General features: G+C 74.5%; 15 protein-coding genes. 6 read left to right on the top strand and 9 right to left on the bottom strand.

From position 1 onward, the window contains the following. Positions 1–36: 36 nt before the first annotated feature. Together CP969_RS10980 and CP969_RS10990 are read right to left on the bottom strand one after the other, a co-directional pair. On the bottom strand, positions 37–1,434 hold the full coding sequence (locus CP969_RS10980) for an amidohydrolase (RefSeq protein ID WP_051044541.1): 1,398 nt from the start codon (positions 1,432–1,434) through the stop codon (positions 37–39). Positions 1,435–2,130: 696 nt separating this feature from the next. Continuing rightward, entirely contained in the window at positions 2,131–2,907 is a 777-nt protein-coding gene (locus CP969_RS10990; protein WP_399474632.1) for a nucleotidyltransferase domain-containing protein, read from the bottom strand. Positions 2,908–3,092: 185 nt separating this feature from the next. Between CP969_RS10990 and CP969_RS10995 the strand changes: the two genes are divergently transcribed. Continuing rightward, positions 3,093–3,611 (top strand): RidA family protein, encoded by a 519-nt coding sequence (locus CP969_RS10995; protein WP_039831708.1) that lies wholly within the window; start codon positions 3,093–3,095, stop codon positions 3,609–3,611. Then, on the top strand, positions 3,608–4,075 hold the full coding sequence (locus CP969_RS11000; protein WP_016826746.1) for a GNAT family N-acetyltransferase: 468 nt from the start codon (positions 3,608–3,610) through the stop codon (positions 4,073–4,075). Before CP969_RS10995 ends, CP969_RS11000 begins: the two co-directional genes overlap by 4 nt. A gap of 11 nt (positions 4,076–4,086) precedes the next feature. On the opposite strand, the gene pip is transcribed toward CP969_RS11000, so the two are convergent. After that, positions 4,087–5,055, bottom strand: a complete 969-nt coding sequence (gene pip / locus CP969_RS11005; protein ID WP_016826745.1) for a prolyl aminopeptidase — start codon at positions 5,053–5,055, stop codon at positions 4,087–4,089. Positions 5,056–5,091: 36 nt separating this feature from the next. Then, complete coding sequence (locus CP969_RS11010) at positions 5,092–5,820, bottom strand: uracil-DNA glycosylase (protein ID WP_016826744.1); 729 nt, start codon at positions 5,818–5,820, stop codon at positions 5,092–5,094. Between the two features lie 92 nt (positions 5,821–5,912). On the opposite strand from CP969_RS11010, the gene CP969_RS11015 reads away from it, so the two are divergent. After that, positions 5,913–6,470 carry an RNA-binding S4 domain-containing protein gene (locus CP969_RS11015; RefSeq protein WP_016826743.1) on the top strand — a complete coding sequence of 186 codons (558 nt, stop codon included), beginning with the start codon at positions 5,913–5,915 and terminating at the stop codon, positions 6,468–6,470. A 126-nt stretch (positions 6,471–6,596) separates the two neighbouring features. On the opposite strand, the gene CP969_RS11020 is transcribed toward CP969_RS11015, so the two are convergent. Continuing rightward, positions 6,597–7,283: a class I SAM-dependent methyltransferase gene (locus CP969_RS11020; RefSeq protein ID WP_106431163.1), complete on the bottom strand. Its 687-nt coding sequence runs from the start codon at positions 7,281–7,283 to the stop codon at positions 6,597–6,599. 179 nt (positions 7,284–7,462) lie between these two features. On the opposite strand from CP969_RS11020, the gene CP969_RS11025 reads away from it, so the two are divergent. Further along, positions 7,463–7,738, top strand: a complete 276-nt coding sequence (locus CP969_RS11025; protein WP_016826741.1) for a DUF6343 family protein — start codon at positions 7,463–7,465, stop codon at positions 7,736–7,738. 40 nt (positions 7,739–7,778) lie between these two features. Here the strand turns inward: CP969_RS11025 and CP969_RS11030 are convergent, their stop codons facing one another. From CP969_RS11030 to rpsA, 4 genes are all read right to left on the bottom strand, one after another. Beyond that, positions 7,779–8,159, bottom strand: coding sequence for a tetratricopeptide repeat protein (locus tag CP969_RS11030; RefSeq protein ID WP_004989448.1), 381 nt, complete (start codon positions 8,157–8,159; stop codon positions 7,779–7,781). A 50-nt stretch (positions 8,160–8,209) separates the two neighbouring features. Then, positions 8,210–8,830: a dephospho-CoA kinase gene (gene coaE / locus CP969_RS11035; protein ID WP_004989447.1), complete on the bottom strand. Its 621-nt coding sequence runs from the start codon at positions 8,828–8,830 to the stop codon at positions 8,210–8,212. Between the two features lie 66 nt (positions 8,831–8,896). Next, positions 8,897–9,835, bottom strand: coding sequence for a PAC2 family protein (locus CP969_RS11040; RefSeq protein ID WP_004989444.1), 939 nt, complete (start codon positions 9,833–9,835; stop codon positions 8,897–8,899). Positions 9,836–10,008: 173 nt separating this feature from the next. After that, a complete protein-coding gene (gene rpsA, locus CP969_RS11045) occupies positions 10,009–11,502 on the bottom strand; it encodes a 30S ribosomal protein S1 (RefSeq protein ID WP_004989441.1) in 1,494 nt (497 codons plus the stop codon). A gap of 369 nt (positions 11,503–11,871) precedes the next feature. Here rpsA and CP969_RS11055 point away from each other — a divergent pair, with 369 nt between their 5' ends. Continuing rightward, positions 11,872–12,702 carry a class I SAM-dependent methyltransferase gene (locus tag CP969_RS11055; RefSeq protein WP_223887155.1) on the top strand — a complete coding sequence of 277 codons (831 nt, stop codon included), beginning with the start codon at positions 11,872–11,874 and terminating at the stop codon, positions 12,700–12,702. A 4-nt stretch (positions 12,703–12,706) separates the two neighbouring features. Then, positions 12,707–15,289, top strand: coding sequence for an ATP-dependent helicase HrpB (gene hrpB / locus CP969_RS11060; protein ID WP_150474916.1), 2,583 nt, complete (start codon positions 12,707–12,709; stop codon positions 15,287–15,289). Positions 15,290–15,352 lie beyond the last annotated feature (63 nt).

Raw genomic sequence — 15,352 nt, forward strand, 5'->3', positions numbered from 1 at the left:
GGCCTTCCTTTCGCCCCCTCGGCCTTCCTCTCGGCCTCAGGTGTCGTACTCCTGGATGCGCCGGCCGTGGCCGCGGTCGACGAGCGCGGGCAGCCGCTCCTCCAGCTCGCGCACCACCGCCGGGAGGTCGAGGGTGAGCAGCCGCCGGTCGCGCATCAAGATCCGGCCGTCGACGATCGTCGTGCGGACGTCGGCCGCGCGGGCGCTGTGCACCAGCGTCGCGGCGAGGTCGTGCACCGGCCGGGTGTGCGGGCCCGTGAGGTCGACGAGGACGAGGTCGGCGCGCCGACCGGGGGCGATGCCGCCGATGTCCTCGCCGAGGCCGACCGCCCGGGCGCTCTGCAGCGTGGCGTGGTGCAGCGCCTGCCGGGAGGTCAGCCACCGGGGGTCGCCCTCCGTCGACTTCTGGATCAGCGAGGTGAGCGCCATCGCCTCCCACACGTCGAGGGAGTTGTTGGAGGCGGCGCCGTCCGTGGCGAGTCCGACGGGGATCCCGAGGTCGCGCAGGGCGCGGACGGGTGTGGTGGTGGGCCAGGCGAACTTGAGGTAGCCGCGGGGTGCGGTGGCCACGGCCGTACGGCCGCCCGCGCGCTCCAGCAACGGCAGGTCGCTGTCGAGGATGCCGGTGCCGTGGGCGATGAGCACGTCGGTGTCCAGGATCCCGGTGCGGTCCAGGACCTGGATCGGGGTGACGCCGTGCCGGGCGAGGCTGGTGTCGGTCTGGTCGCGGTTCTCGGCGGCGTGCAGGTGGACGGGCAGCCCGTGCGCGCGGGCCAGCTCCGCGGTGGCGGCGAGGTCGGCGTCGTCGACGGTGTAGGGGGCGTGCGGGGCGAGGGCGGTGGTGATGCGGCCGCCGGCCGAGCCGCGGTGCCGCAGCGCGAACTCCAGTGACCTCTCCCGCCCCCGCGGCCCCTGGGAGGAGAAGTACGCCTCCCCCAGCAGCGCCCGCATGCCGCACTCGGCGACGACGGCGGCGACCGCGTCCATGGCGAAGTAGTGGTCGGCGAAGCAGGTGACGCCGCCCCGGATCATCTCGGCACAGGCGAGCCGGGCCCCCAGCTCGACGTCCCGCTCGGTGAGGTTGGACTCCACCGGCCAGACGACGTCGTTGAACCACTCCTCGGTCGGCAGGTCCTCGGCGAGTCCCCGCAGGGCGACCATCGGCGCGTGGGTGTGGCAGTTGATCAGACCGGGCAGCGCGACCTGCCCCCGGGCGTCGATCCGTTCCCGGGCCGCCCGGCCCTCGGCCGCCCCGGCGCTCGTCACCGACTCCACCACCCCGTCGCGTACGACGATCGCCGCGTCGTGGGCGAACCCGATCCGTTCCTGGTCGTCGTGCGTGAGGACGGCGCATCCGGTGATGACGAGATCGGCCGGGGGCTCGGGGGTGGCCCGCGTCGTCGCGGTGGGCGTCCTCCCGCCCGTCCCGTCCATCCCGTCCGCCCTGTCCACCCCGCCCTCCCTGTCCATCCCGTCCGCCCCGTCCGCCCCGTCCTCCTTGTCCATCCCGTCAACGTACGACGCCGTCCCGGCCCGGGGTGGGCCGAACCGCGACATCCCCGCCGCGGATCCGTCGCGGGGGCCGCCGACCCGATCGCCGCCGTGTCCACCGCGCGCGCCGTCCGTCCGGTCAGTCGGCCGCCGTCAGGGCCGCGCGCGGCCGCGAGGACCTCCTCGGAGATCGGGAAGCCTTTGGTGGCCCGCGCCAGGACGAGTGCGCCGAACAGGGTGCACAGCCGGACGATGCCGTCCTGGTCCTCGGCGCCCGCGGCCTCCTCCTGCGTTCTGTCGAGGTCGGCACGCGTGGCGAGTTCCGCGGCGAGGTCGTCGTCCGTGATCCCGATCAGCCGGTCGACGAGGTCGGACGGCAGGGCCGAGTTCGCGGCGAGCCCGCACAGCACGTGATCCACCGGGTCATCATGACCGACGGTGCCCGAAGGGCTCGTGGTTTTCCGCTCCGCCCGGTACGGGTCCGCCGTCCGCTCGACGCCGTGTCAGCCGCCTTCCCTCCGGGGCGCCTTCTCGGATGCGGCACGTCCGGCGCGCCCCTTCCCGTACGAGCCGCCGGGGCGCGCTCACCGCCGCGGTCCTCACGGGCACGCCGGTGCCCCGTGGCGCCGGTCGGCCGGATCACCGCAGGGCCGCCTCCACGGCTCGGCCGAACCGCTCCTCCGCGGCCTCGACCACCCGCGCGAGGACGTCCGGGCTGCTCTTCAGGCCTTCCAGCAGGGTGTTCACGTCCCCGAGCCCGGCCCGTGCGACGAGTCCCTTCTCATTGGTCACCCACTCCCCCCGCGCCGCCATCACCGCGTGCGCGGTGTGGGTCGCGGCGACGGCGATGCTCCCCGCGACCTGGGTGAGGGCGCCCTCGGGGGCGTGGCCGGCCCTGGCGTAGGCGAGGGTGGCGGCGGCCGTGCCGTGCCAGCGGGGCGGGGCGGTCTCGCGCAGGGCCCGCGGGTAGGCGGCGGGGCGGGGCAGCTCGCCGCGCAGCACCCTGTGGAGCGCGAGCTCCGCGACCAGCAGGTACGTCGGAATTCCGGCGAGGTGGAACAGCAGCGGTTCCACGCGGAACCGTCCCTGTTCCGCCTCCGCCAGCTCGTGTGCGACGACCTCGAGGTCGCGGTAGTGGACGTCGACCCGGCGTCCGTCGATCGTCAGCCAGGCGCCGCCGTTGAAGACGCCGCCGCCCCAGCCGCCGATCGCGGAGACCTCGCCCTCCCAGCCGACCGCGCGCAGGTCGTCGGGGTCGAAGGAACCCCGGTAGTAGACCGCCAGGTCCCAGTCGCTGTCGGGCCGTTCGGTGCCCTGGGCGCGCGAGCCGCCGAGGGTGACGGCCCGGACGCCGGGGAGGGCGGCGAGCCGGTCGGCGGTGCGCTCCAGGAAGACCTCGTCCGGGAGGGAGGGCAGGGCTGGCACTGCTGCGGCTCCTGGCGGTCGGGGGGTGTGGGCGGCCATGGGCAGATTAGGGGGTGTCCGGGCCCGGGTCGAACGAAATAGGGATGCGGCGGCGTGGCGGGACGCGCAGGATCGGGGTGTCGTCCACCCCTCGCGGCCCGCCCTGCGCGGTCCGCTCCCCGCAGATCGGAGCCCGCGTGATCCGGCGTGTCACCGTCCCCACCCTCCTCCCGCCGCCCGGCTACTCCCACGCCTGTGTCGTCGAGGCGGGCACCGCGCTGGCGTTCCTCGCGGGTTCGGTCCCCCTCGACGCCGACGGCGAGCTGGTGGGGGCGGGGGACCCGGTGCGGCAGGCCCGGCAGGTGATCGCCCACCTCGAGGAACAACTGCGCGCGGTGGGCAGCGACCTGGCCCATGTCGTGGCCACGGACGTGTACGTCGTGAGCAGTGATCCCGCGGTGCTCTCCGCCGTGTGGGGGGTGGTGAAGGCGTCGGGGCTGAGCACGGGCCCCCACGCGTCGACCCTGATCGGTGTGGCCTGCCTCGGCTACACCGGGCAGCTCGTCGAGATCACCGCGACGGCCGTGGTCCCGGGCACGACGGACACGACAGACACAGCGGATACGGCGGACACGGCGGATACGGCGGACGCACCGGACACGGCGGGTACGCCGGACACGGCAGGCACGGCAGGCACGGCGGGCACGGTCTCGTGAGGGCCGGCGGCCGGGCCGTGACGCTGCGCCGGGCCGTTTCGGCCGACGACGCCGACGCCGCGGCCGAGGTCTGGCTGCGCTCCTTCGCCGCCGCGCTGCCGAGCGTGGTCCGGCCCCGGTCCGACGACGAGGTGCGCGCCTACTTCCGTCACGTCCTGGTGCCGTCGCGCGAGACCTGGGTGGCGGAACCGGCGGGCGGGGGCGTCGTCGGGGTGATGGCCCTGGAGGGCGAGGAGCTGGCCCAGCTGTACCTCGCCCCCGAGTGGCGCGGGCGCGGTGTCGGTGGCCGGTTCGTCGCCCTGGCCAAGGAGCTCCGTCCGAGGGGCCTCTCCCTGTGGACCTTCCAGGTCAACGCGCCCGCCCGCCGCTTCTACGAACGGCACGGCTTCACGGCCGTGGAGCGGACGGACGGCTCGGGCAACGAGGAGCGGGAGCCGGACGTGCGGTACGTGTGGCGGCCGTAGGGCGGCGGGTTTCAGCGGCCTTCCGCGCGCGCGTACCGGTCCGTCGCCGCCACCAGGGCGTCGTCCCCGGCGGCACCGGCGTCGTGGCCGGCCTCGTCCACGATCACCAGCTCGCTGCCCGGCCAGGCGTGGTGGAGCCGCCAGACGACGCCGAGGAGGTTGCCGAAGTCGAGGCTGCCCTGGACCAGGGTGCCGGGGATGCCCCTCAGCAGGTGGGCGTCCCGGAGGACGACGCCCTCGTCGTTGCCCTCGCCGAGGAAGTGGTCGTTGCCCCAGTAGTGGGTGACGGTGCGGGCGAAGCCCCTGCGGAAGTCCGGGTCCCGGAACCGCGCGACCGAGCCGGGCGGGGCGGGGATCATCGCCGTCTCCCAGTCGGTCCAGGCCCGCGCGGCCCGCTCCCGCACCCCGGGGTCGGGCGACTCCAGCAGCCGGTTGTACGCGGCGGCCGGGTCGCCGTCGCGCTCGTCGGCGGGCAACGCGGCGAGGAACCGCTCGTGGGCCTCCGGGAAGACCTTCCCCAGTCCCCGGGTCAGCAGGTCGACTTCCCGGCCGGATCCGGTGGCAACCCCCGTCAGCACCAGCTCGGACACCACCCCGGGGTGGGTCTGCGCGTACCGCAGGCCCAGGATCGATCCCCACGACACGCCCCACACCAGCCACCGCCCGATCCCCAGATGGGCGCGCAGCCGCTCCAGGTCCGCCATGAGGTGGGCGGTCGTGTTGACGCTCATGTCGGTGGCGGGGTCGCTCGCCGGGGGCGTCGAGCGTCCGGCGCCGCGCTGGTCGAGCAGCACGATCCGGTACGCGGCCGGGTCGAAGTACCGCCGCAGGTTCGGGCTCGTACCGGAGCCCGGGCCGCCGTGCAGCACCACCGCGGGCTTGCCGTGCGGGTTTCCGCTGGTCTCCCAGTACACGCGGTTGCCGTCGCCGACGTCGAGCATGCCGTGGTCGTACGGTTCGATCTCCGGATAGCGGCCCATCGGGGCACCATAGCGACCGTACTGTGGAGGCTCATCTCATTTTCGCGGGGCGTTCCGTGGGGACAGCCCCGCCGCCTCCGCCGCCGTGCGCAGCACCTCCCGGAGCATGTCGGGGGTGAGCAGGCCGGTGAAGGTGTTGCGCTGGCTGACGTGGTAGCAGCCGAAGAGGTGCAGGCCGGGGCCGTCGGCGGCGGGCAGCGTGACGTGTGCGCCGTGCTTGAAGGCGGGGCGCGGCCGGGGCACCGTCCAGCCGGCCCCGGCGAACGCGGGCAGCGCGGCCTGCCAGCCGAAGGCGCCGAGGACGAGCGCGGCCCGCACCGTCGGCCGCAGCAGGTGCAGCTCCTGCACCAGCCAGGGCCGGCAGGTGTCCCGCTCCGCGGGCGTGGGCTTGTTGGCGGGCGGGGCGCAGTGCACGGGCGCGGTGACGCGTACGCCGTGCAGTTCCAGGCCGTCCCCGGCGTGCACGGAGGACGGCTGCGAGGCGAGCCCGACGTCGTACAGCGCCCGGTACAGCACGTCCCCGGAGCGGTCACCGGTGAACATGCGCCCCGTGCGGTTGCCGCCGTGCGCGGCGGGCGCCAGTCCGATGATCAGCAGCCGGGCGTCCGGCAGTCCGAAGCCGGGCACCGGCCTGCCCCAGTACGTCCAGTCCGCGAAGGCGGCACGCCTGGTGCGGGCCACCTCCTCGCGCCAGTCGACCAGCCGGGGGCAGGCCCGGCAGTCGGCGATGCGCCGGTCCAGTTCGGTGAGGCCGCCGGAATCCATGACTCCACGGTAGGGCCCCGGCGATCCCGCAGGTCGGGGCGCCTCCCGAAAAGCGGGCACGGTCTGCCGGGGAGGAGGGTTAAGGTCGGGACATGGCTTCTGAGGGTGCGGAGTACGACAGGACGCGTGGGGCCGGGGACACGGCGGAGGCGACGGGCGAGGGCGGTCGGGAGACGGCGGCTCCCCCGGACCCGAAGATCGCCGCTGCCGTGGCGGCGGCCGAGGCGGCCGGGCCCCAGCACGGCGAGACGGTCCGGATCGACAGCTGGATCTGGTCGGTGCGCCTGGTCAAGACGCGTTCCCTCGGCGCCACCGCCTGCCGCGGCGGCCATGTGCGCGTGAACGGTGAGCGGGTGAAGCCCGCGCACTCCGTCCGCATCGGCGACGAGGTGCGTCTGCGGCACGAGGGCCGGGAGCGGGTCGTCGTCGTCAAGCGGCTGATCCGCAAACGGGTCGGGGCGCCGGTGGCCGCCCAGTGCTACATCGACAACTCTCCGCCGCCCCCGCCCCGCGAGGCCGTCGCCCCGGCCGGGATCCGCGACCGCGGCGCGGGCCGCCCCACCAAGCGCGATCGCCGCGAGCTGGAGCGCCTGCGCGCTCTGGGTGGGCGGGGCGGACCGGGCGGCCCCGGGAGCACGGGCCGGCCGTGACCGGGCGGTGTCCGGGAGGGCCCCGTCCCGCCCGGACACCGCACCCGGTGGTGCCCGCGCGTCACCGCCGTCGGCGGGCCGGTGCCGTGCGCGGGCCTCACCGCCGCCCGGAGGGGCACCCTGCCCTCAGCCGTCCGCCACCGGCACCGCCCTCACCCACGTCCGGTCCTCCGTCAGGTACCGGTCCACCTTCAGGCCCTCCTCCCCCAGCGCCTCCTCGAACTGCCGCCTCGTCAACGGCCGTGTCCGGAACGTCTGCGTCCAGGTCGCGTCCGGGAACACGTACTCCGCGTGCACCGAGTCGACCCCGTCGCCGACCGGCTCCGACGACACGATCCGCACCGTGAAGCCCGCCGGGTCCACCCGCTCGCGCGGCACATGGGTGTGCCAGTCCTCGCCCTCCCGCTGGATCAGCACGCACCCGCCCTTCGCCAGGTGCCGCACACAGGTGCGCAGCATCCCCCGCCGCACCTCGGCGTCCCCCGCGTGCACCAGGAACGACGCGAGCAGCACCACGTCGAACGTCTCGCCCAGGACGAGCCTCTCCACGGGGCTGCATATCGTCCGCGCCCCGCGCACGCGCTCCAGCATCTCGGCGGACTCGTCCACCGCCGTGACCGTGAAGCCGCGCTCCAGCAGGGCGTGGGTCATCCGCCCGACGCCGCTGCCCAGCTCCAGGATGCGCGCGCCCGCGGGCACCGCCCCGGCGATGATGTCCGGCTCGTCCCCGACGGGCAGCCGTGCGTAGAGCTCCACCGCGCAGCCGTCCGGAGTGATCGCCCCGGGACCCGTCCCCTCGTACCCCTCACGCATGTTCTGCTCCATGCCCGTCCAACGGCCCGGTTCCGCACACCCGTTCCCGTCTACCGTGGGTTCACCCGATCGTGTTAACCCTCTCGGCTCGCGGGGGGTCCGGCGCCCTCATGGGCGCTCCTCGTCCGGGGAATCCGGCACAGAAGGGGGACCGTGGACAGGGGACAGGGGGACAGGGGGTGATCGTCGTGAGGCGTACGGGCAACGAGCCGGTGACCGCGCGCAGTGCGCTGCGGATGCGGTTCCGGCTGAGCGTCTGGGGTCTGGTCTGGACGGTGTTCGGGACCGCGGCGTTCGCGATCGTGGGGCGCTGGGGCTGGGCCCTCGCCTGCGGACTGCTGTGGCTGGTCGTCACGGTCGACCTGGTCGTCGTCGTGCGGCACATCCGCCAGGGCGCCCACTACCAGCCGGGCCCCGACGTACCGCCGTACGAGCCGCCGAGCGACCGGCCCTAGCGGCGGCGGGCGGCCTGCCGTGGCGGCGGCGGGTGGCCGCTCACGTCTCGAAGCGTGCCGCCTGGAGGTACTCCGGGTTCGGATCCAGCGCCGCCGCCAGCCGGAAGTGGCGCCTGGCCGGGCGGGGCCGGTTCTGGCGCTCGTAGGTGCGGGCGAGGGCGAAATGGGCGAAGGCGTTGTCCGGCTCGCGCTCCAGGACGAGGGAGAACTCCAGCTCGGCGGGCCGCAGCTGGGCCGAGGCGAAGAAGGCGCGCGCCCGCAGCAGCCGCGCGGCGGTGTTCTCCGGGTGGACGTCGATGACGCCGTCGAGCAGTTTCACCGCGCCCTGCGGGTCGCGGGAGGCGAGCAGTTGCTCGGCGGCACGGAAGTCGATGACATGCGTCTCCGGCGTACGTCCGGTCGAACCACTGGTCTCGGGCACAACGCATTCCTTCCCTCGTCGGAGGGGTTCAACGCCTCGGGCGGGGACCGCTATTCCTGAGGGGGCCGCCGGGACGCCCGTGCTCTGCGGACGAGGTCGGCCCACACCTCCTTCACGCGCCGCTCCAGCGCCTCCAGGGGCACGTCGTTGTCGATGACGATGTCGGCGATCTCCCGGCGCTGCTCGCGGGTCGCCTGGGCGGCCATGCGCGCGCGGGCGTCCTCCTCGGTCATGCCGCGCCGCCGCACGAGCCGGTCGAGCTGGGTCTCGGGGCTCGCGTCGACGACGATCACGAGGTCGTAGAGGGGGGCGAGGCCGTTCTCGGTGAGGAGGGGGACGTCGTGGACGACGACCGCGTCCTCGGCGACGGCCGCCTCCAGCTCACGGGAGCGGGCGCCCACCAGGGGGTGGACGATCGAGTTGAGGACGGCGAGCCTGTCCGGATCGGCGAAGACGAGGGAGCCCAGCGCGGGCCGGTCCAGGCTGCCGTCCGGAGCGAGCACGTCCGTGCCGAAGGCGTCCACGATCGCCGCGAGACCGGGCGTTCCCGGCTCGACGACCTCGCGCGCGATGCGGTCCGCGTCGATCAGCACGGCCCCGCACTCGACGAGCAGCCGGGACACCTCGCTCTTGCCGGCGCCGATCCCGCCGGTCAGGCCAACCTTCAGCATGAGCGGAAGCTTAGGGCCCGGCGCCGGCGAGCGCTCCGGCGGACCCCGCCCGGAGGGCGGGGCCCGTCAGCCCTCTCCCTCACGCTCCGCCAGGAACCGCTCGAACTCGCGCCCGATCTCGTCCGCCGACGGGATCTCCACCGGTTCGGCGAGCATGTTGCCCCGGGTCTCGGCGCCCGCGGCGGCGTCGTACTGGTGCTCCAGGCCCTGGATGAGGGCGGTGAGTTCTTCGTCGCCCTCCCTGACCTGGCGCTCGATCTCGGTCTGGGTGCGGTGGGCCTCGGTGCGCAGGGTGTGGGCGACCCCGGGCAGGACCAGTCCGGTCGCGGCCGTGATGGCCTCCAGGACGGTGAGCGCCGCGTCCGGGTACGGGGAGCGGGCGAGGTAGTGCGGGACGTGCCCGGCGACGCCCAGGACGTCGTGTCCGGCCTGCATGAGCCGGTACTCGACGAGGGCCTCGGCGCTGCCGGGGACCTGCGCCTCGTCGAAGGGGCTGCTGTGGCCGGGGACGAGGTCGGTGCGGTTGCCGTGCGGGGTGAGGCCGACGGGGCGGGTGTGCGGGACGCCCATCGGGATGCCGTGGAAGTTCACCGACAGGCGGACGCCGAGCCGCTCCACGATCTGCCGCACGGCCACGGCGAAGCGCTCCCACTCCACGTCCGGTTCGGGGCCGGAGAGCAGCAGGAAGGGGGCTCCGGTGGTGTCCTGGACGAGGCGCACCTCGAGGGCGGGCACCTCGTAGTCGCTCCAGCGGTCGCGGGTGAAGGTCAGCAGCGGGCGCCGGGCGCGGTAGTCGATCAGCCGGTCGTGGTCGAACCGGGCGACGACCTGGTGGGGCAGCGAGTCGAGCAGCCGGTCGACGATCTGGTCGCCGGTCTCCCCCGCGTCGATGTATCCGTCGAAGTGGTAGAGCATGACAAGTCCGGCCGACTCCTGGGCGAGCGCCATGTCGACGACGGCCAGGCCCTTCGGCTCCCATGCGTACAAACCCTGCGGATCAAGCACAGTGACCGCTCCTCCTCGTGTTCGTACTGCACAACGTGGCGCACGGCACTCGCATTCCCGGTCGGCGGGGAACGCGCCGAGGGCCCGCACCCCGGACGGGGTGCGGGCCCTCGGCTCACGGACTCGCCTCAGCGGTCACCGCTCGGCGCGGGATCCGCTCGGCGCGCGTGCGCTCAGCTCTGGCCGCCGGCCAGCTTCTCGCGCAGCGCGGCCAGTGCCTCGTCCGAGGCCAGCGCGCCGGACTGGTCGCCGCCCTCGGAGGAGTACGAACCGCCACCGGACGCGGCCGGAGCGGCGGCCTCGCCACCCTCGGCAGCGGCCTTCTCGTCCGCCTCGCGGGACTTGATGACCTGCGCCTGGTGCTGCTCGAAGCGGGCCTGCGCCTCGGCGTACTGGCGCTCCCACTCCTCGCGCTGCTTCTCGTAGCCCTCGAGCCAGTCGTTGGTCTCGGGGTCGAAGCCCTCGGGGTAGATGTAGTTGCCCTGGTCGTCGTAGGACGCGGCCATGCCGTACAGGGTCGGGTCGAACTCGACCGCCGTCGGGTCGGCACCGAAGGACTCGTTGGCCTGCTTCAGCGAGAGGCTGATGCGGCGGCGCTCGAGGTCGATGTCGATGACCTTGACGAAGATCTCGTCGTTGACCTGGACGACCTGCTCCGGGATCTCCACGTGGCGCTCGGCCAGCTCGGAGATGTGGACCAGACCCTCGATGCCCTCGTCCACGCGGACGAACGCACCGAACGGAACCAGCTTCGTGACCTTGCCGGGCACGACCTGGCCGATCTGGTGGGTGCGGGCGAACTGCTGCCACGGGTCTTCCTGGGTCGCCTTCAGCGACAGGGAGACGCGCTCGCGGTCCATGTCGACGTCGAGGACCTCGACGGTGACCTCCTGGCCCACCTCGACGACCTCGGACGGGTGGTCGATGTGCTTCCAGGACAGCTCGGAGACGTGGACCAGGCCGTCGACGCCACCCAGGTCCACGAAGGCACCGAAGTTGACGATCGAGGAGACGACGCCGGACCGCACCTGGCCCTTCTGGAGGGTGGTGAGGAAGGTCTGGCGGACCTCGGACTGGGTCTGCTCCAGCCAGGCACGGCGGGACAGGACCACGTTGTTGCGGTTCTTGTCCAGCTCGATGATCTTGGCCTCGAGCTCCTTGCCCACGTAGGGCTGGAGGTCGCGGACACGGCGCATCTCGACCAGGGAGGCCGGGAGGAAGCCGCGGAGGCCGATGTCGAGGATGAGACCACCCTTGACGACCTCGATGACGGTACCGGTGACGATGCCGTCCTCTTCCTTGATCTTCTCGATGGTGCCCCAGGCACGCTCGTACTGGGCGCGCTTCTTCGAGAGGATCAGGCGGCCTTCCTTGTCCTCCTTCTGGAGGACCAGGGCCTCGATCTCGTCGCCGACGGCGACGACCTCGTTCGGGTCGACGTCGTGCTTGATCGAGAGCTCGCGGCTCGGGATGACACCTTCGGTCTTGTAACCGATGTCGAGCAGGACCTCGTCCCGGTCGACCTTCACGATGACGCCGTCGACGATGTCGCCGTCGTTGAAGTACTTGATCGTCTCGTCGATCGCTGCGAGGAATGCTTCCTCGTTACCGATGTCGTTGACCGCTACCTGCGGGGTGGTGGCGGTGGTCTCGGTGCTGCTCGTCATGTGGGAAAGGGCTCCGGTACGGACATTGAAGTCGTAGGTACTGCTACGCCGGAGCCCGTTTCGCTCTGTAGAAGCCGGACAGCCAAGGAAGCGCCTCACCAATGACGGTGATGCGCCTCGACAACCGAGGGGACATACAACAGATGCGAGCGCAGCCTGCTACGTCTGAGGTGCGCAGGCCCGCAGCGCAACTTGTAGCATACGGGGGCAGCCGGGCAGGGTCAATGCGCGAAGCCGCCCACCCGGGGTGGTTCGCCGCATAACCGGCACAATTCCCCACGCGGCCGGGCCGCGTACCAGGGAGGCCCGGGGCCGCACAGGTCGTGTCGCGCCCCCACGGCGGCACGCCGGGGACGGGCTGGACGGAAGATTACGACGAGGGAGCCGATCATCCAAGAGCCCGAAGGTCCCGAACCGGAGGCGACCCGGCGGGAGGCCGGTGTCACCGAGAGCTCCCGGGCCAACCGGGGCTGGTGGGACCGCAACGCGGACGAGTACCAGACCGAGCACGGCACGTTCCTCGGCGACGACCGCTTCGTGTGGGGCCCCGAGGGCCTGGACGAGGTGGAGGCCGAGCTGCTCGGTCCGCCGGAGGAGCTGAAGGGGCGGGACGTCCTGGAGCTGGGCGCCGGCGCGGCGCAGTGCTCGCGCTGGCTGGCCGCCCAGGGCGCGCGCCCGGTGGCCCTGGACATCTCGCACCGGCAGCTGCAGCACGCGCTGCGCATCGGCGGGTCGTTCCCCCTGGTGTGCGCCGACGCGATCGCGCTCCCCTTCGCGGACGGCTCCTTCGACCTGGCCTGCTCGGCGTACGGGGCCCTGCCCTTCGTCGCCGATCCGCGGCTGGTGCTGCGCGAGGTGCACCGGGTGCTGCGGCCCGGCGGTCGGCTGGTCTTCTCGGTCACGCACCCGGTCCGCTGGGCGTTCCCGGACGAGCCCGGCCCGGAGGGGCTGAGCGTCTCCGGGTCGTACTTCGACCGCACGCCCTACGTCGAGCAGGACGAGGAGGGCCGCGCGGTCTACGTCGAGCACCACCGCACCCTCGGCGACCGCGTCCGCGACGTCGTCGCCTCCGGTTTCCGCCTGGTGGACCTGGTGGAGCCGGAGTGGCCGGACTGGAACACCTCCGAGTGGGGCGGCTGGTCCCCGCTGCGCGGCGCCCTGCTCCCGGGGACGGCGATCTTCGTGTGCGTACGGGACTGAGCGCGTGATCCGTCAGGACGCCCTGGACGCCCTCCCCGTACGCGACGCCCTGCCCGAGCTGGCCGACGCCCTGGCGACGCACGGCACCGCCGTGCTGGTGGCGCCGCCCGGCACCGGCAAGACGACGCTGGTGCCCCTGGCGCTGGCGGGGCTGCTCGGCGAGGGGCCCGCGCGGCGGGTGGTGGTCGCCGAGCCGCGGCGGATCGCGGCGCGGGCGGCGGCGCGGCGGATGGCGTGGCTGCTCGGCGAGGAGGTGGGCGGGTCCGTCGGCTTCACGGTGCGCGGCGAGCGGGCCGTCGGGCGGCACACGCGCGTGGAGGTCGTCACCACCGGTGTGCTCCTCCAGCGGTTGCAGCGCGACCAGGAGCTGGCCGGCGTGGACGTGGTGGTGCTCGACGAGTGCCACGAGCGGCACCTGGACGCGGACACCGCGGCGGCGTTCCTGTGGGACGTGCGCGAGGCCCTGCGCCCGGAGCTGCGCCTGGTGGCCGCGTCGGCGACGACGGACGCCGAGGGCTGGGCCCGGCTGCTGGGCGGCGCGCCGGTGGTGGAGGCGTCCGGTGCCGCGTTCCCCGTGGAGGTGGTGTGGGCGCCGCCCGCGCGCCCGGTGCGGCCGCCGCACGGCCTGTGGGTCGATCCGGCGCTGACGGCGCACGTGGCGTCGGTGGTGCGGCGGGCGCTGGCCGAGCGGGACGGCGACGTGCTGGTGTTCCTGCCGGGGGTGGGCGAGATCGCCCGGGTGGCCGGGCAGCTCACCGGTCTCGGGGAGGTCGACGTGCTCCAGGTGCACGGGCGGGCGCCGGCCGCCGTGCAGGACGCGGTGCTGGCGCCCGGCGCGAGGCGCCGGGTGGTGCTGGCGACCTCGGTGGCGGAGTCGTCGCTGACGGTGCCCGGGGTGCGGGTGGTCGTGGACGCGGGGCTCGCCCGGGAGCCCCGGGTCGACCACGCGCGCGGGCTGAGCGCGCTGACGACGGTGCGGGCCTCGCGGGCGGCCGGGCGGCAGCGGGCGGGCCGGGCCGGACGGGAGGCGCCGGGTGCGGTGTACCGCTGCTGGGCGGAGGCGGAGGACGCGCGGCTGCCGCGGTTCCCCTCCCCCGAGATCAAGGTGGCCGACCTGACGGCGTTCGCGCTCCAGGCGGCCTGCTGGGGCGATCCGGACGCCTCCGGGCTGGCCCTGCTGGATCCGCCGCCGGGCGGGGCCATGGCTGCGGCCCGGGACGTTCTCGCGGCGATCGGGGCGGTCGGCCCCGACGGGCGGGCCACACCGCGGGGGGCGCGGCTCGCGCGGCTCGGTCTGCATCCCCGGCTGGGGCGGGCGCTGCTGGACGCGGCCCCGGTCGTGGGCGCCGGGCTCGCGGCCGAGGTGGTCGCGCTGATCGGCGAGGAGCCGCCGCGGGAGTACGGGGACGATCTCGCCGGTGCGCTGCGGGCCGCACGGCGCGGCGGCGACGCGTACGCGGGGCGGTGGCGGACGGAGGTGCGCCGGCTGCGCTCGCTCGTCTCGGAGGTCTCGAAGGGTTCGGGGGGATCGGAGGGGTCGGAGGTTCCCGGGGTCCCGGGCGTCTCCGGCCCGTCCGCCCGTGGCTCCGGTTCCCCGTCGGTGCGGCCGGCCGGGGAGGACGCCCGGGTGGGGCTGGTGGCCGCGCTCGCCTTTCCCGAGCGGGTCGCCCGCGCGGACGGCGGTTCGTACCTGATGGTGTCCGGGACCCGTGCCGAGGTGGGGGCGGGGACCGGGTTGCGCGGCGCGTCCTGGATCGCGGTGGCCGTGGCCGACCGGCCCGTGGGGCGGGGGCACGCACGGGTGCGGCTCGGCGCGGCCGTCGACGAGGACGTCGCGCGCGCGGCGGCGGGGACGCTGCTGGAGTCGCGCGAGGAGGTCCGCTGGGCCGACGGGGACGTCGTGGCGCGGCGGGTCGAGCGGCTCGGGGCGGTGGAGCTGGCCGTGCGGCCGCACACCGGCGCCGACCCCTCGCTCGTACGGGCGGCGCTGCTGGAGGGGCTGCGGCGGGAGGGGTTCGGGCTGCTGCGGTGGCCGGCGGGGGCGGTCGTGCTGCGGCAGCGGCTGGCGTTCCTGCACCGCCGGCTCGGCGAGCCGTGGCCCGACGTCTCGGACGAGGCGCTGCACGCGCGCGCGGAGGAGTGGCTGGAGCCGGAGCTGAGCCGTGCCCGCAGGCGGGCCGACCTCGCGCGCATCGACGCCGGGCAGGCGCTCGGACGGCTGCTGCCCTGGGCCTCCGGCCGGGCCGTGCTCCTCGACGAACTGGCGCCCGAGCGGATCACCGTGCCCAGCGGGTCCGGGATCCGGATCGACTACTCCGACCCGGAGCAGCCGGTGCTCGCCGTGAAGCTCCAGGAGATGTTCGGGCTCCAGGAGACGCCCCGGGTGGCCGGCGTGCCGCTGCTGGTGCACCTGTTGTCCCCGGCCGGACGGCCGGCCGCGGTGACCGCCGACCTCGCCTCCTTCTGGAAGGACGGCTACCGCGGCGTACGGGCCGAGCTGCGCGGGCGGTACCCCCGGCATCCCTGGCCGCAGGACCCGGCCACCGCCGCACCGACCCGGCACACCAACGCGCGGCTCGGGCGGTGAGCCGCTCCGGTTCCGCCGCCGGCACGGGAGCGGGGTCCCCGGCGGCGGGCCTCCGGGAAGGCG

It is taken from the genome of Streptomyces viridosporus T7A (assembly GCF_008704515.1).
GTDB classification, from domain to species: Bacteria; Actinomycetota; Actinomycetes; order Streptomycetales; family Streptomycetaceae; genus Streptomyces; species Streptomyces viridosporus.